This window comes from Neobacillus terrae (assembly GCF_011393025.1).
GTDB classification, from domain to species: domain Bacteria; phylum Bacillota; class Bacilli; order Bacillales; family Cytobacillaceae; genus Neobacillus_A; species Neobacillus_A terrae.
Genome location: NZ_JAAOEO010000029.1, coordinates 22,876 through 39,524, shown reverse-complemented (window position 1 = coordinate 39,524; position 16,649 = coordinate 22,876). Strand labels below are relative to the sequence as shown.

14 protein-coding genes, 1 pseudogene and 1 other annotated feature are annotated in these 16,649 nt (G+C 37.9%); of the genes and pseudogenes, 5 read left to right on the top strand and 10 right to left on the bottom strand.

Features of this window, described 5'->3' with window-relative positions:
• The first annotated feature begins 6 nt into the window (after positions 1 to 6).
• On the top strand, positions 7 to 96 hold the full coding sequence (locus G8761_RS23835; protein WP_166030443.1) for a YjcZ family sporulation protein: 90 nt from the start codon (positions 7 to 9) through the stop codon (positions 94 to 96).
• Positions 97 to 552: 456 nt separating this feature from the next.
• On the opposite strand, the pseudogene metG reads toward G8761_RS23835, so the two are convergent.
• Positions 553 to 1,634: pseudogene (metG, locus tag G8761_RS23830) on the bottom strand (methionine--tRNA ligase); the annotation flags it as partial.
• Between the two features lie 64 nt (positions 1,635 to 1,698).
• Positions 1,699 to 1,973: a binding site (T-box leader), on the bottom strand.
• A 305-nt stretch (positions 1,974 to 2,278) separates the two neighbouring features.
• Between metG and G8761_RS23825 the strand changes: the two are divergent.
• The gene (locus G8761_RS23825) at positions 2,279 to 2,452 is read left to right on the top strand and encodes a hypothetical protein (RefSeq protein ID WP_166030439.1); all 174 of its coding nucleotides are present in this window, start codon (positions 2,279 to 2,281) and stop codon (positions 2,450 to 2,452) included.
• A gap of 920 nt (positions 2,453 to 3,372) precedes the next feature.
• Here the strand turns inward: G8761_RS23825 and G8761_RS27960 are convergent.
• The 7 genes from G8761_RS27960 to pruA form a co-directional block, all read right to left on the bottom strand.
• Positions 3,373 to 3,627 (bottom strand): DUF3916 domain-containing protein, encoded by a 255-nt coding sequence (locus tag G8761_RS27960; RefSeq protein WP_338001026.1) that lies wholly within the window; start codon positions 3,625 to 3,627, stop codon positions 3,373 to 3,375.
• Positions 3,627 to 3,878 (bottom strand): DUF3916 domain-containing protein, encoded by a 252-nt coding sequence (locus G8761_RS27955; protein ID WP_338001025.1) that lies wholly within the window; start codon positions 3,876 to 3,878, stop codon positions 3,627 to 3,629. The genes G8761_RS27960 and G8761_RS27955 overlap by 1 nt, the downstream gene beginning before the upstream one ends.
• Positions 3,879 to 3,985: 107 nt before the next feature.
• Entirely contained in the window at positions 3,986 to 4,270 is a 285-nt protein-coding gene (locus G8761_RS23815) for a hypothetical protein (protein ID WP_166030438.1), read from the bottom strand.
• Between the two features lie 318 nt (positions 4,271 to 4,588).
• Complete coding sequence (locus tag G8761_RS23810; RefSeq protein WP_166030437.1) at positions 4,589 to 6,031, bottom strand: amino acid permease; 1,443 nt, start codon at positions 6,029 to 6,031, stop codon at positions 4,589 to 4,591.
• Between the two features lie 724 nt (positions 6,032 to 6,755).
• Positions 6,756 to 8,021: a Glu/Leu/Phe/Val family dehydrogenase gene (locus G8761_RS23805; protein WP_166030442.1), complete on the bottom strand. Its 1,266-nt coding sequence runs from the start codon at positions 8,019 to 8,021 to the stop codon at positions 6,756 to 6,758.
• Positions 8,022 to 8,082: 61 nt separating this feature from the next.
• Positions 8,083 to 9,282 (bottom strand): ornithine--oxo-acid transaminase, encoded by a 1,200-nt coding sequence (locus tag G8761_RS23800; RefSeq protein ID WP_166030436.1) that lies wholly within the window; start codon positions 9,280 to 9,282, stop codon positions 8,083 to 8,085.
• A gap of 57 nt (positions 9,283 to 9,339) precedes the next feature.
• The gene (pruA, locus tag G8761_RS23795) at positions 9,340 to 10,884 is read right to left on the bottom strand and encodes an L-glutamate gamma-semialdehyde dehydrogenase (protein WP_166030435.1); all 1,545 of its coding nucleotides are present in this window, start codon (positions 10,882 to 10,884) and stop codon (positions 9,340 to 9,342) included.
• Positions 10,885 to 11,093: 209 nt separating this feature from the next.
• Between pruA and G8761_RS23790 the strand changes: the two genes are divergently transcribed.
• Positions 11,094 to 12,512: a sigma-54 interaction domain-containing protein gene (locus G8761_RS23790; protein WP_207789328.1), complete on the top strand. Its 1,419-nt coding sequence runs from the start codon at positions 11,094 to 11,096 to the stop codon at positions 12,510 to 12,512.
• A 1,116-nt stretch (positions 12,513 to 13,628) separates the two neighbouring features.
• Here G8761_RS23790 and G8761_RS23785 read toward each other — a convergent pair.
• On the bottom strand, positions 13,629 to 14,723 hold the full coding sequence (locus G8761_RS23785; protein ID WP_166030434.1) for a glycerophosphodiester phosphodiesterase family protein: 1,095 nt from the start codon (positions 14,721 to 14,723) through the stop codon (positions 13,629 to 13,631).
• A gap of 355 nt (positions 14,724 to 15,078) precedes the next feature.
• The gene (locus G8761_RS23780) at positions 15,079 to 15,774 is read right to left on the bottom strand and encodes a CTP synthase C-terminal region-related (seleno)protein (protein WP_166030433.1); all 696 of its coding nucleotides are present in this window, start codon (positions 15,772 to 15,774) and stop codon (positions 15,079 to 15,081) included.
• A gap of 284 nt (positions 15,775 to 16,058) precedes the next feature.
• Between G8761_RS23780 and G8761_RS23775 the strand changes: the two genes are divergently transcribed.
• Together G8761_RS23775 and G8761_RS23770 are read left to right on the top strand one after the other, a co-directional pair.
• Entirely contained in the window at positions 16,059 to 16,298 is a 240-nt protein-coding gene (locus tag G8761_RS23775) for a hypothetical protein (RefSeq protein ID WP_166030432.1), read from the top strand.
• Positions 16,291 to 16,620, top strand: a complete 330-nt coding sequence (locus G8761_RS23770) for an ArsR/SmtB family transcription factor (protein ID WP_338001027.1) — start codon at positions 16,291 to 16,293, stop codon at positions 16,618 to 16,620. The genes G8761_RS23775 and G8761_RS23770 overlap by 8 nt, the downstream gene beginning before the upstream one ends.
• Positions 16,621 to 16,649: the final 29 nt, after the last annotated feature.

Here is a 16,649-nt window from a genome sequence, read left to right as displayed (position 1 = left end):
TTATACATGAGTGATGGACTTGGAACGTCGTTTGCGTTAATCGTGGTACTGTTTATTCTCCTTATCATTGTAGGAACTTCTTTCGTATTCTACTAATTGTACGGAAAAAAGGACAGATTGGTTAGTTTAATCTGTCCTTTTGGTTTTTATCCGTTTTTCAACTAACCTGATCATTACTCTAATAAGAAAAATGAGTCTCCACGTATTGTAGAAACGCACCCGTTCAACAAGGAGAACATAAAACAATCTAACAATTTAAGACATTTTCAGTGCTATATATTTAAAGAATTTGTTGTAAACTACGGAAACCGGCGTTGTTCATTAGGCCTTATTATTTCTTCTGCTCTACGTACTCGGCGTTGCTCCAAACCTATTTTGACAGTAACACAATACTATCCTCCCCACAACTTAGCTTTCCTAATATCCAGGATGGTAATAATGATGATGTGGATAATGATGATGATGTGGATAATGATGATGATGTGGATAATGGTGGTAATAATGATGATGTGGATAATGGTGATACTGTGGATAGTACTAATGATGATAACCTGGTGCGTTGATTGTTAAGAAGTACCTAATAGAATCTGGTTCGTATCTTTCTAAAATATCTGGAACCCAAACAGCCCAATTTTTACTTGTAGATAATTTTTTCTTTTCCAAAGTCAAATACTCGTTTGAAACAATATGCGTAGGCAATGGTTCTTTTCCAAGACCAGCAAGAATTCCAGCCCATATAATCGAATGAAAAGGGATATTATCTTTTCCGTGAACATAATAAGATTGAGCAGAGGTATTCCAAAACGTTGAGTCATCATTATTTGTTTCCTTTGCCCATAGTTTACTTGCTGTATAGTATCCTGATAAAGCCTCAATCCAAACATAGATTTTCTTATCTTCATATCCAACAATTGGAACACTTACCCCAATAGGCAAATCCCTCGAAACGGCTCTATCTTGCAATCCTTCCTTTAAATACCGTTTCGTAAGAGAAATAGCATTTTCCCTCCATAGGTTCTTGTCCTCTGCTTCTTGAGTATAGTTTTCCAAGACATTTTGGAAAGAGCTTAAAGAAAAGTAAAAATGCTCTGTGAACCTTGTTATAGGGGGATTCCCGCATATTTTACATTTTCTATCAAGCAATTCAAATGGTTCTAACACGCTTGAGCAAGCATCACATTGGTCACCACGAGCATTTGCACCACAATGAGGACAAATACCCTCAACATAACGATCAGGTAAAAATTGCTGCTCATATTCACAATAGGTTTGTTCAATTTCCTTTTTATAGATGTAGCCTTTATCAAGCAACTCTAGAAATATCTCTTGAACGATTTTATGGTGATATGTTGTGTCTGTTCTTGTATATGTATCATATGTGAATCCTAATCTTGCAAAACAATCTGCAAATTCCTGGTGATAACGGTCCGCAATCTCTTTTGGCGTTACACCTTCTTGCTTTGCCCTAATTGTAATAGGAGTTCCATTACAATCGCTTCCTGAAACATATAAAACTATTTCTCCCCTTAAACGGTAATATCTCGCAAGAATATCTCCAGGTACAAACTTGTAATATGACCTAAATGTAATGAGCCATTCGCATAAGCCCAAGCCCCACCAATAAAAACACTCATTAATAAAAACCTCCCGATATGATTTTAATTTTGAAAACAAAAAAACCTCGCCTTAACTGTAATAGTTAAGGACGAGGTTTGAATTTCCACGTGGTACCACCTTAATTTGCAAATAGCTCACACTATTTGCCTCAACAAGTACGGAGTATTAAATATTACTCTTATACTGTGACATTGATAACGAGTGCCAAATCCCGTCGTAAGCTACTAATACAAAAAGTACGTTCAGTACGAAGCTCAGAGACCATTGTTCAAATGAATGTTTTTGCTTCTTTTCAGCTACCGAAGCTCTCTGGTGAAAAACAATATCATTTTACTTTTTCTCTTCATTTTATTTATTTGATAATTACCAATAGTTTATTCAATAATTTTCTTGAAGTCAACGTAAATATTCTGAAGTATGTTTATATTATAAATATGTTAGGACACATCTTTAACTAAACTTCCCGTTAGCACAATAAGAAAACGCAGCTCCGTTAATGAGGTTAATGAGCAGTATGACCATACTAATCATTACGAAATAATAAAACCCAATTGGTCAGTTTATTGTCACTATCTTTACAAAAACTTTAAGTTTACTATTAAAACATTTTGGTAAAATAATTTTTATATGTTTGTATATCATTGTAAAAAGGAGGTTAAAAATGTCTTCCTTATCAAAACAGTTTCTCGAAATACAGCTCAAAGTTTTCAAAGAAAGACTGTTTGATCTCAAAACAAAGCATGGCATATTTAGCAACGAAGCAATTAGGTTCTCCAAAAGGCTTCATGAACTTGAAGAAAAATACAACAGGTTGATAAAATCCAAGATTGATTAATTATATATATGAATAGAGGATACTAAGTTAAGTAGACATCACATTCAGTCTGTTTTTTTATTTCCTCGCTACATAGTTGAGGGTATACAATTAGCTTATTAAAAAGTAAATGTATAATTTTCTTCGTTTTGTTAATAGTACTTAAGGTGAGTCTGAAATTCTGACGATGTTGATTTTACTCACAGCCCTTTGTCTCTTGGTCCTATCTCGGCTTCCCGCACAGGATTGGATAGGACCACCCCTCATTCAATATCTGGTGGTATTGAATTATGACTTGCTTTACTACATTTTTTTCAAGTTCCAAAAACACTCTTCATAGTTTAAGGTGTAGTCAGCCTACTGAAGACCTTAATACATAAGAAATTTATGGAGGTATGCACCCACTTTGCTTCCACTTAGAATGAACACAATAATTAAACTAATGATTGTATTTTTCCAACTTGCCCTGGAAATCTCGGTAATTAACAGTAAGGGTCTTATGAGACATAAATATACAGTTTCTCTTATTGAATTAATCTCCCTCAATAGTTCCATAAAATGGCAGCTAAATCTTTAACATTTAAACCTGTTTGTTAAGGTCAAGGTTAACCCACTAAGTAATCAATAATTAAAAATTTTATTACACAAAATACATATTCTTTTAATAATTTTACTTTAAAATAAATTTTAGTGGGGATAGCATGAGTGGCTATCACTGTATTTGGCGTAGGCGGAGCCAAATACTTGCGCAAAAAATAATTGATTTTATAAAGAGCTACTGCAGTGGAACAGATTTAAGTGGCATAAAGCAACACTTTTAAAATTATTACTTCTTTTTCCCCGTTGGTCTTAGACTAACCTGCCACTTAGCTCCAAAAGAAAAGGAGCTGCCGCTGCAACCCCTTTTTGAACTCAAGCCCCCTTTAGTTCAAGAAGGAATTTTACAACTCACCCATTAACCAGATTTCTCCAAAATAAATTTCTCCATCATCATCAGATATTACTTCGTTAAAGCCTTTAACATTTAAATTCTCTGGAATATGTATTCTCCATTCACTTTCAAAATTCCTATCTTTAGAAATGGGATTCCACTTCTGATATTGGTCATTCCTCTCAAAGAAACCTTCAAAGTGTGAATTACCCAAAAACACTATAATTTGCGAATTCCATAACCCTGGTAAATCTATTGCAACCACTACACGAGTTTTTTAGAAATAATTGGATTTATTTTAATCAAGGTTTCAGCCCTAGATAAAAGGGTTTTAATACATAGCTTTCTTATTCCAAAGGGTGTTTTACTTGAAGAAATAAAATCTTTTGCAACTGGCAAGTGCAAATGCCAATATCTGTTATAAAAATCTGAAGGGAATTTATTTGTTTCTTGCACCAGTCTATTAACCAAATTTCTTGTTTTACGGTTTAAACCTCGTATTTTTTTATCACGCATTAATTAACTCCTTTTTTGTTTTCAATTTTAAATATTTTAATTAGAATAAGCCATCAATCCTTTTTTGCTCCCTTTCTAATAAATAACTGTACTTTTCAAACTTTAAATCATCGTTTTAAATGTTCTGCAAAATACCTTGCCTTGTAGAATTTATTAAATGAATCGTGCTCACTTTCAATTTCTTTAAACGCAGTCTTTAAGTCAGTATTTTTCAGAAACCACACTAATCCATCACTTAGAAAAGATTGTTTAATATTATTTATAACTTCCTCGATATTAGAGCCATCAGGATCTATCCACCAAATATCATTCCGCTTTTTTTCAGCAGGATTATCAAGTGAAACGGTATAAATAGATTGGTCAAGGTTACAATATAGCTGTTTTTGGAGCATCTAATATTTCTTAATCTTGCCCTTCCCTTAAAAGTTGCATAGTTTTTTAGAACCAGATACCAATCTTCCAAAAATAAAACAGATTCAACTCTTTTAACATCAGATTTATTCCACAAAATTTTAACTAAAGCTGCTATGTTCGTTGTTTAGTGATGAACTTCTCTTATCTAATGGCTGGTACTATCTCTTCTAACCCAATGGATATCCTGCTTAGTGAATCTTTCATCTTATATCACCTCCATATTAGTATCCATTGTTTACATACTCTTAACAAAAAAACAATAAACGCTTGGACGGATCCAAGCGTTTTTGGTTGGTTTAAATAATCATTTTTTTATTTTCATTTAGATTTAATTCTTGTTCAACTAAGCCATCCATTTCACGATTTTTCTTGATTTTAAAATGGTAGATTAAATAACAAATCACGACAAAAGGAACTCCTAAATAAAGCGCCAGACGCTGCTCAGAATCAAATGCTAAACTTGCCAGCACAAGACAGTTTAAGGTTAAGCCAATAATCGGCAAAATAGGAAAAAGTGGTGTCTTAAATTTTAAATCCTCCACTTTACCGCCTTCACGAATAAATTTCCTGCGGAAGGCTATTTGTGAAGCAGTAATAGAAATCCATCCAACTTGCGCACCAAGTCCGGCAACCGATAACAGCCAAACAAAAACTGTTTCCTCTGCAAAAAAGCCGGATAATAAAGATAATAGTGCAATCCCAATGGTTAAGACAAGCGCGTTAAACGGAACTCCTTGCTTGTTGACTTGTGCCAGCTTAGGACTTGCCATCTTCTCTTTTGACATCGCATATAACATCCGAGTAGCAGCGTATAAACCAGAGTTAGCTACAGAAAGTAACGCAGTTAAGATAACAAAGTTCATGATATCTGCTGCATACGGAATTCCGATGCTGTCAAACACAACAACAAATGGACTTTCAATCACCCCTGCTTGTTTCATTGGGATTAAGCTTGCTAAAACAAATATGGCTAAAACGAAGAAAAACAACGTACGCCAGACGGTTTGTTTAATCGATTTTGGAATGGTTTTCTCAGGTTCTTCGCTCTCCCCTGCTGCAATCCCAATTAATTCAGTACCTTGAAACGAAAAGTTTACGGTTATCATAGTAATCAAAAGAGCTGTAAATCCATGTGGCAACAGACCATGGGCTGTGAAATTCGTTAAAAATGGTGCTGGTTGCTCACCCTTCATGTGGATTAATCCAAACATCGCTGCGCCCCCTAAGACTATGAACGCTAAGATTGCGAAAATTTTAATACTCGAAAACCAAAATTCCGTTTCGCCAAAAGCACGGGCAGATAGTGCATTAAGAGAGAATAGAACAATCGCAAAAATAGCACACCATACCCAAACAGGTGAACCAGGGAACCATCTTTGCATGAGCTGACCGGCAGCAAGTAATTCCAATGCAACGGTAACGGACCATCCTAACCAATACAGCCAGCCTAGTGCAAAACCTGTACCTGGACCTATAAATTTTGTGGTATAGGTTTGGAAAGATCCTGAAACCGGCATTGCGACCGATAATTCCCCTAAGCAAAGCATGGTTAAAAACATGATAAAGCCGCCGACAATATAGGAAAGAATTGCACCCATTGGACCAGCCTGGCTAATCGTATAACCAGAACCCAGGAATAATCCTGATCCAATAACCCCTCCTAAAGAAATCATGAATAAATGCCTAGACTTCATTGTTCTTTTTAATTCATGCGATGTCTTGTTTTCTTGTAAATTCATTAAATTTCCCCCTTTCCTAGTGGCTCTGTTAACTTAGTCTGTTGATTTCCGCTCTAGGCGCTTACTTTCCGCTCCAATCAACAGAGTATAAACAACAATATCCGTTTAACAGAGGCTTACTAACAAGAATGCGCTTACAATATTTTTCTCTCCCATTTCCCTTTTGGAAAGGAAACATTCAACAGGATTATCTCCCTGTTGATAAAAAGATCTCTGCCGCTTTATTATTACCAGCGTCTAAATCTTTTTTAATTTTTTCACTATTCCAATCATTTTCTTGCAAGTATTATGCCAAAACCGAAAACGCTTATTTGTAAACACTTTTTTAACTGTGTGCCAATTTTTTTTGCATTATTTAAAAATAACTTTGCATTTAAAAACGCAAAAATCCCCTTTCCACCTTATGGAAAGGGGAACACCTGCTCAATCACTACCAGTTATAATCAAATCGTCTATTATTACTGCTAGGACAGTTTCTGTGTCGACCTTTTGTCCGTCCTGTCAATCAAGTGACATGTCCGCTAATGCCAATCGAAATCTCTTCAATCATACCGTTATTTGATTTAATTAAAAATAATCTCTCCCATTCATATACATGGTTGTCTTTTTTATTAGAACTTTTTCAACGATACCAGAAAATGTACTGTAAACAGTTCCTTAAATCCTTGGCAAGCTGTTCACTCCTCATTTTATGATTTCGTATCGGCATGACGAAAAGATTATTCTAAACCCAGCCGCGGAAGCTGGAGGCTTCAGCTACTTTTCTGATCCCAACCATATAAGCTGCTAAACGCATATCTACTTGATGTGACTTAGCAGTTTCATATATCGTTTCAAAGGATTTTTTCATCACTTTTGCAAGCTTTTCTTCTACTTCTTCCTCAGACCAGTAATAGCCTTGATTATTTTGAACCCACTCAAAATATGAAACTGTTACTCCGCCAGCACTTGCCAAAATATCTGGAACAAGTAAGACACCGCGTTCCGTTAAGATCGTTGTAGCCTCAAGCGTTGTTGGCCCATTGGCAGCTTCCACCACAATTGAAGCCTTAATATTTGCAGCATTTTGCCCTGTAATCTGGTTGGAAATAGCCGCAGGAACAAGAATGTCACAGTCTATCTCCAACAGTTCTTGATTGGTGATAGTTTCGGTAAATAATTGCGAGAATGTCCCAAAGCTGTCTCGTCTATCAAGCAAGTAATCTATGTCAAGACCATTTGGATCGTAAATACCGCCATATACGTCTGAAACAGCTATCACTTTTGCACCTGCATCATGCATAAATTTAGCTAGATAACTACCAGCATTCCCAAAGCCTTGAATGACCACACGGGCACCTTTTAATTCATTACCCTTTTTCTTTAAAGCTTCTTCAATACAGATGGTTACGCCAGCTGCTGTGGCAGTTTCACGGCCTTTTGAACCTCCAAGGACTAAAGGTTTTCCGGTAATAAAACCTGGTGAGTCAAACTCGCGTAAACGGCTGTATTCATCCATCATCCACGCCATAATTTGCGAATTAGTATAGACGTCCGGTGCAGGAATATCTTTTGAAGGCCCAACAATTTGGCTGACCGCCCGTACATAGCCACGGCTGAGTCTCTCTAGCTCTCTAAAAGACATTTGCCTTGGATCGCAAATAATTCCACCTTTACCACCGCCATATGGAAGGTCGGTAATTCCGCACTTTAGACTCATCCAAATTGATAATGCCTTAACCTCTTCTTCATCCACCTCTGGATGAAAGCGGACGCCGCCCTTTGTTGGCCCTACAGCATCATTATGCTGTGAACGGTATCCTGTAAAAACTTTAACCGTACCATCATCCATTCTGACAGGAATTCGAACCGTCAATAAACGAAGCGGATCCTTTAAGAGCTCATACATTTCGTTTGTATACCCTAACTTATTTAATGCTTTTCGGATCACTGTTTGTGTGGAATAAAATAAATTTAACGACTCTTGTTCCTTCTGTTGTTCCTTTGACATATCATCAACCAATTGATTCGCAGGCATTTATGCCACCCCTTATTATGCTAGAGTTATATTTTTATGATAAAACGGTTTGAATTTTTTCAATAGCCCAATCAATTTCCTGTTTCGTAATAATGAGTGGAGGTGCAAAGCGGATAACAGTATCATGGGTTTCTTTACATAATAACCCTGCTTCTTTTAATTGTTCGCAATAGGGCCTTGCTTCTTCAGTTAATTCCACTCCAATAAACAAGCCTTTTCCGCGGATTTCTTTAATAATGGGATGGTTAATCGTTTTTAATTGGTCAAGGAAATACTTTCCTAAATCAAGCGAGCGTTCTGCTAGACGTTCTTCCTCAATAACATCTAAGGCAGCAAGTGAAACGGCGCTAGCAAGCGGGTTTCCTCCAAATGTGGAACCGTGAGAACCTGGATTAAATACACCTAAAACGTCAGAGTTAGCAACAACACATGAGATTGGGAATACTCCGCCTCCAAGTGCTTTTCCTAAAATCAGCATATCTGGCTCAACATCTTCCCAGTCACAGGCAAACATTTTTCCCGTACGAGCCAAACCAACTTGAATTTCGTCTGCTATAAATAATACATTATTTTCTTTACACAATTCAGAAGCTTGTTTTAAGAATCCTTCAGGAGGTAATATGATTCCTGCTTCCCCCTGGATAGGCTCCATTAAAAATGCTGCTGTATTAGGTGTAATCGCTGCCGTCAATGCCTCTAGATCACCATATGGAATTAATTTAATGCCAGGAAGCATTGGACCAAATCCACGTTTGTACTCTGGATCTGATGATAGCGACACAGCTCCCATGGTCCTGCCATGGAAATTCCCTGTGCAGGCAATGATTTCAGCTTGATTTTCAGCAATACCTTTTACATCATAACCCCAGCGGCGTGCTGCTTTAAGTGCGGTTTCAACTGCTTCAGCACCTGTATTCATTGGAAGTGCCATATCTTTATTTGTTAGTTTACAAATTTTTTCATACCATGGACCAAGCTGGTCATTATGAAAGGCACGTGATGTCAGCGTTACTTTATCTGCTTGATCTTTCAACGCCTGAATAATTTTCGGATGGCGGTGCCCCTGGTTAACAGCAGAATAGGCGCTCAGCATATCCATATAGCGATTGCCTTCTGGACTTTCCACCCAAACACCTTCTGCTTTCGAAATAACAATTGGCAGTGGATGATAGTTATTTGCACCAAATTTATTTGTTTGTTCAATAATGTCCGTCATTTTCGTCGTAACCGTCATGTTCGTTTCCCCCTTTATTCTTAGGGAGCACCATTTTATGCCCCATCCCTTACAATCTTAAAGCATTTCTGATGTTGTTTTTGCCTGCATATGAAGCAATAAATAATCTGGTCCTCCTGCTTTTGAATCGGTTCCAGACATATTGAATCCGCCAAATGGCTGATAGCCTACAATAGCACCCGTACATGTACGATTAAAATAGAGATTTCCTACGTGGAATTCTTGTCTTGCTCTTTCAATGTGCTCGCGGTTATTGGAAATAAGTGCTCCTGTTAAACCATAATCAGTGTTGTTCGCAATTTTCATCATATGTTCAAAGTCACGCGCCTTACAGAAGGTTACCACTGGTCCAAAAATTTCTTCCTTCATAAGGCGGGCATCCTCATCCAAGTCAGCTAGTATGGTTGGTTGAATAAAATAACCCTTGGAGTCATCCCCTTCGCCGCCTGTCATTAATCTGCCTTCTTCTTTTCCAATTTCAATATAGCTCATGATCTTTTTGAATGATCTTCCGTCAATAACTGGTCCCATGTAAGTTTCTTGTAATTCTGGATTACCAATCGTAAGTGTTTTTGTTAGCGCAACCGCCTTTTCAAGGACAACATCATACACATCTTGGTGAACAACAGCGCGGGATCCAGCTGAACATTTTTGACCTGAGTACCCAAATGCTGAGTAGACGATTGAGGCTGCAGCAAGATCCAAGTCCGCTTCATTATCGACCACAACGGTGTCCTTTCCACCCATCTCGGCAATCACACGTTTTAACCAAATTTGTCCTGGATTTACTTTTGCAGCACGTTCATAAATACGGCACCCTACTTCGCGCGAACCTGTAAACGATACAAATCGAGTTTTCGGATGATCTACTAAATAATCACCAATTTGAGCACCGCTGCCAGGTACAAAGTTTAGAACTCCTTTTGGCAGTCCAGCTTCATGCATCAGCTCTACAAATTTTGCAGCCACGATTGGTGTGGAATTAGCCGGTTTTAATAGAACCGTGTTTCCAGACACAATTGCTGCAACGGTAGTTCCAGCCATAATTGCAAGCGGGAAGTTAAATGGTGAAATGATGATTCCCACTCCAAGGGGAATGTAGTTAAATTGATTATATTCTCCTGAACGGCTTTTTACAGGTACGCCCTCTTTAATGCTTAACATTTGTCTAGCATAATACTCGATAAAATCAATTGCTTCAGCAGTATCTGCGTCTGCTTCCTTCCATGGCTTCCCTGCTTCTTTTACTAGATAGCTAGAGAATTCATGTTTACGGCGGCGCAGCATTGCAGCTGCACGTAAAAGGATATTGGCGCGATGTTCTGGGCTCCATCTTTTCCAAGTTTCAAATGCTGATAAGGCTGCTTGCATTGCTTTTTCAGCAAGTTCTTGATTTGCCATTGAAACACTGCCAATAACCTCTTCTTTCTTGGCTGGATTGATTGATTGCATTTTTTCTTCTGTTGTGATGGATTCACCATCAATGATAACTGGGTAGTGTTTTCCGAGTTCGCTTTCGACAAAGGCAAGTGCTTCTTTAAAAGCCATTATATTTTTTTCTTCCGTAAAATTAGTGAATGGTTCATGTGAGTATGGATACATTGTTTTTCCCCCTTTTGTTGTACGTAAAAATATATTGCAAGTTCCATGCCAACTTTATTTTTGCAGTTTAAAAGCTTTTTTAAAGTATTAAGAGCCAATTAGTTTTGCGCAAAAATGATTTTTTTAAATAAAATAGCAAAATTATTTTGCATCAAAACATTTTCTTTGATTTAATAGATGCATAGAGGAAAAACAAGGGGTATAACACAATGGAAAAATCAAAGAATGACTTAGTCTATTTAAATGGGATGTATAAGAGGATCTTGGACGAAATCGATGTAGGGGTCCATGCAGTCGATGAGACAGGTAAAACAATTATTTATAATAAAAAAATGATGCAAATGGAATCGATGGATTTTCAGGATGTTATTGATAAAAATTTGCTGGACGTGTTTATGTTTAAAGACGACCAATCTAGTACTCTAGTAAAAGCGCTCCAAGAAGGAAAAGAAACTAGTAACGTAAAACAAACCTATTTTAATAATAAGGGCAGAGAAATTACTACCATTAACAACACAATTCCGATCTATTCTGATTATGAACTTCAGGGTGCGGTGGAAATTGCTAATGATGTTACAAAGCTGGAGAAATTAATCAAGGGCAACATGAAAAAAGGAACTTCTAAGTATACCTTTGATAATATTATTGGGACCAGCACAACAATAAAGGAAGTAATTGAAACGGCTAAACGTGCAACCAGAACCTCATCCTATGTATTGATTGTTGGTGACACCGGTACAGGGAAAGAACTTTTTGCACAAAGCATTCACAACGGCAGCGCGCGGCTATCAGGACCTTTTATCTCACAAAATTGTGCGGCCTTACCAGATAATTTAATTGAGAGTCTTCTGTTCGGCACAAAACGAGGAGCGTTTACAGGGGCTACGGATACCCCTGGATTATTTGAACAAGCGAACGGGGGCACCTTGCTGCTAGATGAAATAAACTCCTTGAATTTAAATCTTCAAGCAAAATTGCTGCGAGTCCTTCAGGAAAAAACAATAAGAAGGATTGGGGATACAAAGGACATGGCCATTGATGTCAGAGTGATTGCCAATATGAATGAAGATCCAATTGACGCGGTTGCTAATAATCGGATGCGAAAAGACTTGTATTATCGACTAGGAGTAGTAACCATCTTTGTGCCGCCTTTAAAAGATCGTAAAGAAGATATTCCATTATTAGTGGAAAAATTTATTGAAAAATACAATGAACGGTTTCAAATGCAAGTAAAAGGATTATCGGAGGAGGTCAACCATTCTTTCTTCGAATATGATTGGCATGGAAATGTACGAGAACTGGAGCATATTATAGAAGCTGCCATGAACATCATGATGGACGGGGAAGATTTCATCATGTACCGCCATTTACCCTACCAGTATCGCAATAAAATGCAGATGAAAGAAAGAATGATGCCCCTTTCAACTGTTGAAACTTTTATGAAAGAAACGGGAGATGTTACTGTACCATTAAAAGAACAACTGGAATTATTTGAAAAATCCTATATTGAGCATGTCCTGAAGAAAAATGATTTTAATATTTCTAAAACAGCGAAGTTACTAGGATTAAGTCGTCAAAGCTTACAGTATCGATTAAAGAAATTAAACTTTGAGGTAAATCCTTTATAGCAATAAGAAAAAAGATAGAACGTACATTGGGCATTTATATAGTCCAAAGTTCATTCTTTTTTTAAAATTTTTTTCGAGTTAAGTACAAGCTCTGTGTCATATAATATAGCAGGAGCAAAATAATATATATCAACAACTTAGTAAAAATTTTCCTTTTTGATAAAAAAACATGCAAGCATAAATATCCCATTTTCCCCCAAACTTTGAAAAACGATGAGGTGAAGAAAATGGGAATACTCAACTCATTTAATAATAGAAAGAGGCAAGATATCAAAATCATGTCTCTAATATGCAAGTACCAAGGCAAATGCCCTGATTGAGGGTATAGGGTATACCCTTATAATGAGTTTGCCTACTTTAATTCATTTGGATGCCCAGGGTGCCACTGCAGCGGCCATTATGTGTCATTATCTTAGCTGTCGGCTTTAATGTGGTAAAATCGGTTTAAACCGCTGGGTGATTCCATTCATCCGCAAAACTTCTTTCAAAGGAAACAACAACACAGTAAAACAAAACGCTTAATAAAAAAATAACCTTACTCCAATCGGGGTAAGCTTATTTTTTATTGTCTAGCTCCAGCGCCCAGCGATTTTTAACCTGGAAAAGCTTCTTTGAATTTCTTGCAACAAGTATGACCAAAGGTGATACTTGTTGCAGCTATTGTCCATCCCACTCCTCCCTACGATAAGTCAACAACGAATCTTGCTTAGCTCCGTGTTTCCTTTATCTCAGTCGAAGCGGATGCCTGCAGGACTAGGAAAGCTTCGTCAGGCTATACATTGCACGAAGAAAAAGCTTTAGCTTTTACGAGGAAGCAGGTCAGAAAGGCATTGCCACAGGACGTGGCGAAATTAAGCATAAAAAACAAATGTTAATGCCAACGATTAAAGGAAAAAAGGCTCTATTCTTTATTGAAGTAAAGCCCTTTTATTGTAAGTACAATATTTCACAATCTACCTGAATCATGCGGCTTTAGAAACTAATTAATATGCCGTGCCTTGGCTATTTTCACAAAAGAAAGCGGCGGATAAAATGATCCGCCGCAACAAAAGAATGATACTAAAATACTAGTAAAAAACACTGTGTTTTTTTTTACCTTTGCCTTTTCCAGGCACCTTATTTCTTGGGAGCTAGATAGGCCTTTGGCAGCTTGTAACCGCGTTTCTTCATTACACTGCGCAGCAGGTCCGGGTAATCAGTGATCATCCCATCAACCCCATCATCCATCAGCTTTTCCATCGTAGGCTCGTCATCGACCGTCCACGGAATTACCTTCATGCCGTACTTGTGGGCTTCCTCGACCATTTGCTTCGTCACGTAAGGCTTGTAGTTCGGATCGGTTACCTTGCCGCCCTGAGGATCACCATGTACTGGAGAAATAGCACTTGCACCTAACGAGTGGGCTGCAGCGACAAAATCGCCTCCGAAGTCATCGATGTCGATTCCCCCCAACCATGGTGAAGCGCCAGGCTTACCAGGCTGCAGGAATTGATCACCGTTAGTCAATGCGACAAGCGGCAAGCGCGGCTCAACTTGGTGCATGCGCATGAGTGATCCCCAGTCGAAGCTTTCGATCGTTACGCGGTTAATCATTCCAGCTTTACGAACCTCGTGGGCAACTATCTGTACAAACTCTTCACGGGGGGCCGTTTCATTCGGTGCTCCGGCTTCCACTTTGGTCTCGACATTCATGTGTACCTTGTTGGCGTGGTAAAGCTTGACAAGATTGAACACCTCGCTCAAAAGGGGCATGCGGGCGCCAGGATTCAGCTGCTGGCCAGGGAATGACGCCTGTCTCAGCGAGCCGCAGTCCAATGTACGCACCTCGGCCAAGGTGAGGTCCTTTATGTACTTGCCGACATATGGGTACATGGGATCACCAGGAAACGCCGGACCCGTGTCCTGACACTTGGAACCCGAAACCTGACGATCGTGGGTAATTACAGCCTGATGATCTTTCGTAATTTGCACGTCCATCTCAAGGGTGCTGACACCCACTTCGAGGCCCTTTGAGAAAGATGCAATCGTGGACTCGACGGTAAGCCCGATACCTCCTCGGTGCGCCTGCAGATCGAACTCTTTCGGACTGCCTGCAGTATAAGACTTTGGCGCAGTTTCTGCAGCCGATGCAGGTGTTACGGCCACTTGTATGGCAGCTGAACCCGCCATAAGGGCCGCCATCGCTGCAACGATCAATTTCTTCTTTTTCATTTCCTCTACTCCCTACTTCTCTTTTAATCTATTACTTCTATAAGTATAGAAGAAGGATGTAAATGAATGATTAATCCTATAATAAGAATAAGTAAATAAAAATAAGAAAATTTTCATGGTTCTTTTGGTATATCTTCGCTGCTAATCCAGCAATTATTATCCAAAGAAGGAACGTTAGTTTGCATAGAAACAGGAATAATTCTTTGTTCAACTAACCTGCCCTTTAATTGAATAAGATAGCTTGCTTCTGTTGAAGCAAAGCCCCCTTAGCGTAATAAAAAACCTTGAACAGATACAAATAATGTGAATAAACAAACGCTAACAAATAACCAACCAGTTGAAGAAAAAATAAATATTATTGATTGGCTTTTTGAATTAATGCCCTAATTAACGGATGAACAATATTTTTTAATGCTGAACGTTCAGGCTGAAAAAGCGTTCCAATAAAGAAAGGATGGTTAATTAGTTGCATTATTCGAGTTTCCCCATCTGTATCAACCCCTGCAATTCGCATACCTGCCTTCTCTAGCAAAGGAGCAAACTCAGGATTTAGTCCATAATTACAAATTCCGTACTGTTCTACAATCTCAAAATCACCATAAATATCTGCAACTTTTGAGCCGTGTGTAAGTATAAAAGTATGCGTTTTTTCACTAACTGAACAAGTGAGAGGTGCAACCAACATTAATGAGGAAGTAGGATTCTCCACAACATGATCTGCTTCTGAAAGTCCCAAAACATTCCTAGCGAACTCAATAATCATATGCTGAAAACCTCCACACGTTCCTAGAAATGGTACCTTATGTTCTCGTGCATATCGGATACCATTTAAGGCTCCTTGCATACTTTTATAAGGACTTGCAGGAACTGTCCAAAGTGCTTGAAACGTTGATAGTTTTTGTTCGAAACCATTCTCTAATGAAGAAGTTGGTATCCACTCAATTTCAATTTGACAACCAAGATCATTTGAAGCCAATTGAATAGCTTGAAGTATAGCAATATGTGCTACAACTTCTGCGTCAAAATCACCAATTAATCGAATTTTACTCATAAAAGCACCTCTCCTATTTTTTAATATTTTTCATAACATAAAAAAGTATTATAATACTCCCAACTATTCCCATTTAAGTAAGTTATTGTTATTCTGCCCTTTTGTACAATAAGAAAAAAGAGCTACCGCTTCAACACCAACTTAAACTCAAGTCCCCTTATTTGAATAAGACTAAAGGATTTCAGAGAATGTAAAATAAAATATTTAACATGACACCTTTTGGTGTTATAATAAAAAACGAAACCAACAGGTGTTATAAATTAGATTTGTAGGAGGTAAAAGGAATGGACAAGCAAGGACAAGAAAGGTTTTTAGATTTTATTTTACAAAGAGTGCAAAAGGGCAAGGAAGATGAAGCAAAAGAAATACTTACAGAAAACTTCAGGAAACAAAATGAAGGCACTTTTTCACAAGAAGATATTCAAGTGTTTATCCCTAAGATGATTAGCCTATTAAAACCAGAAAAATTAGAGGAAGTACAAGCCGTCGTGAAACAATTTTCTGGAGACTGGGGAAATAAATAAGGTTAACCAATCTAAACACGATGTTTTCCAAGCAATTTCGGACCCTACCCGTCGCACTATGCTAAAACTTCTTTCTGGAAGGGAAATGTCAATAGCTGAAATAGTAGAATGTTTCTCAATAAGCCGTACAGCTGTAAATAAGCATCTTCATATTCTATCTGACTCTGGTCTTGTAAGAAGTCGAAAGGTAGGACGTGAAACGCGTTATATGCTGGAACCAGAACCGTTAGTTTTCATACAAGATTGGCTGGCCTTTTTTGAACATTTTTGGGAGGAAAAGCTTTCATCTCTTAAAAGATTTATAGAGGAAAACAACGATTAGTTATAAGAGAACCGAAATTGGTTGTTAAC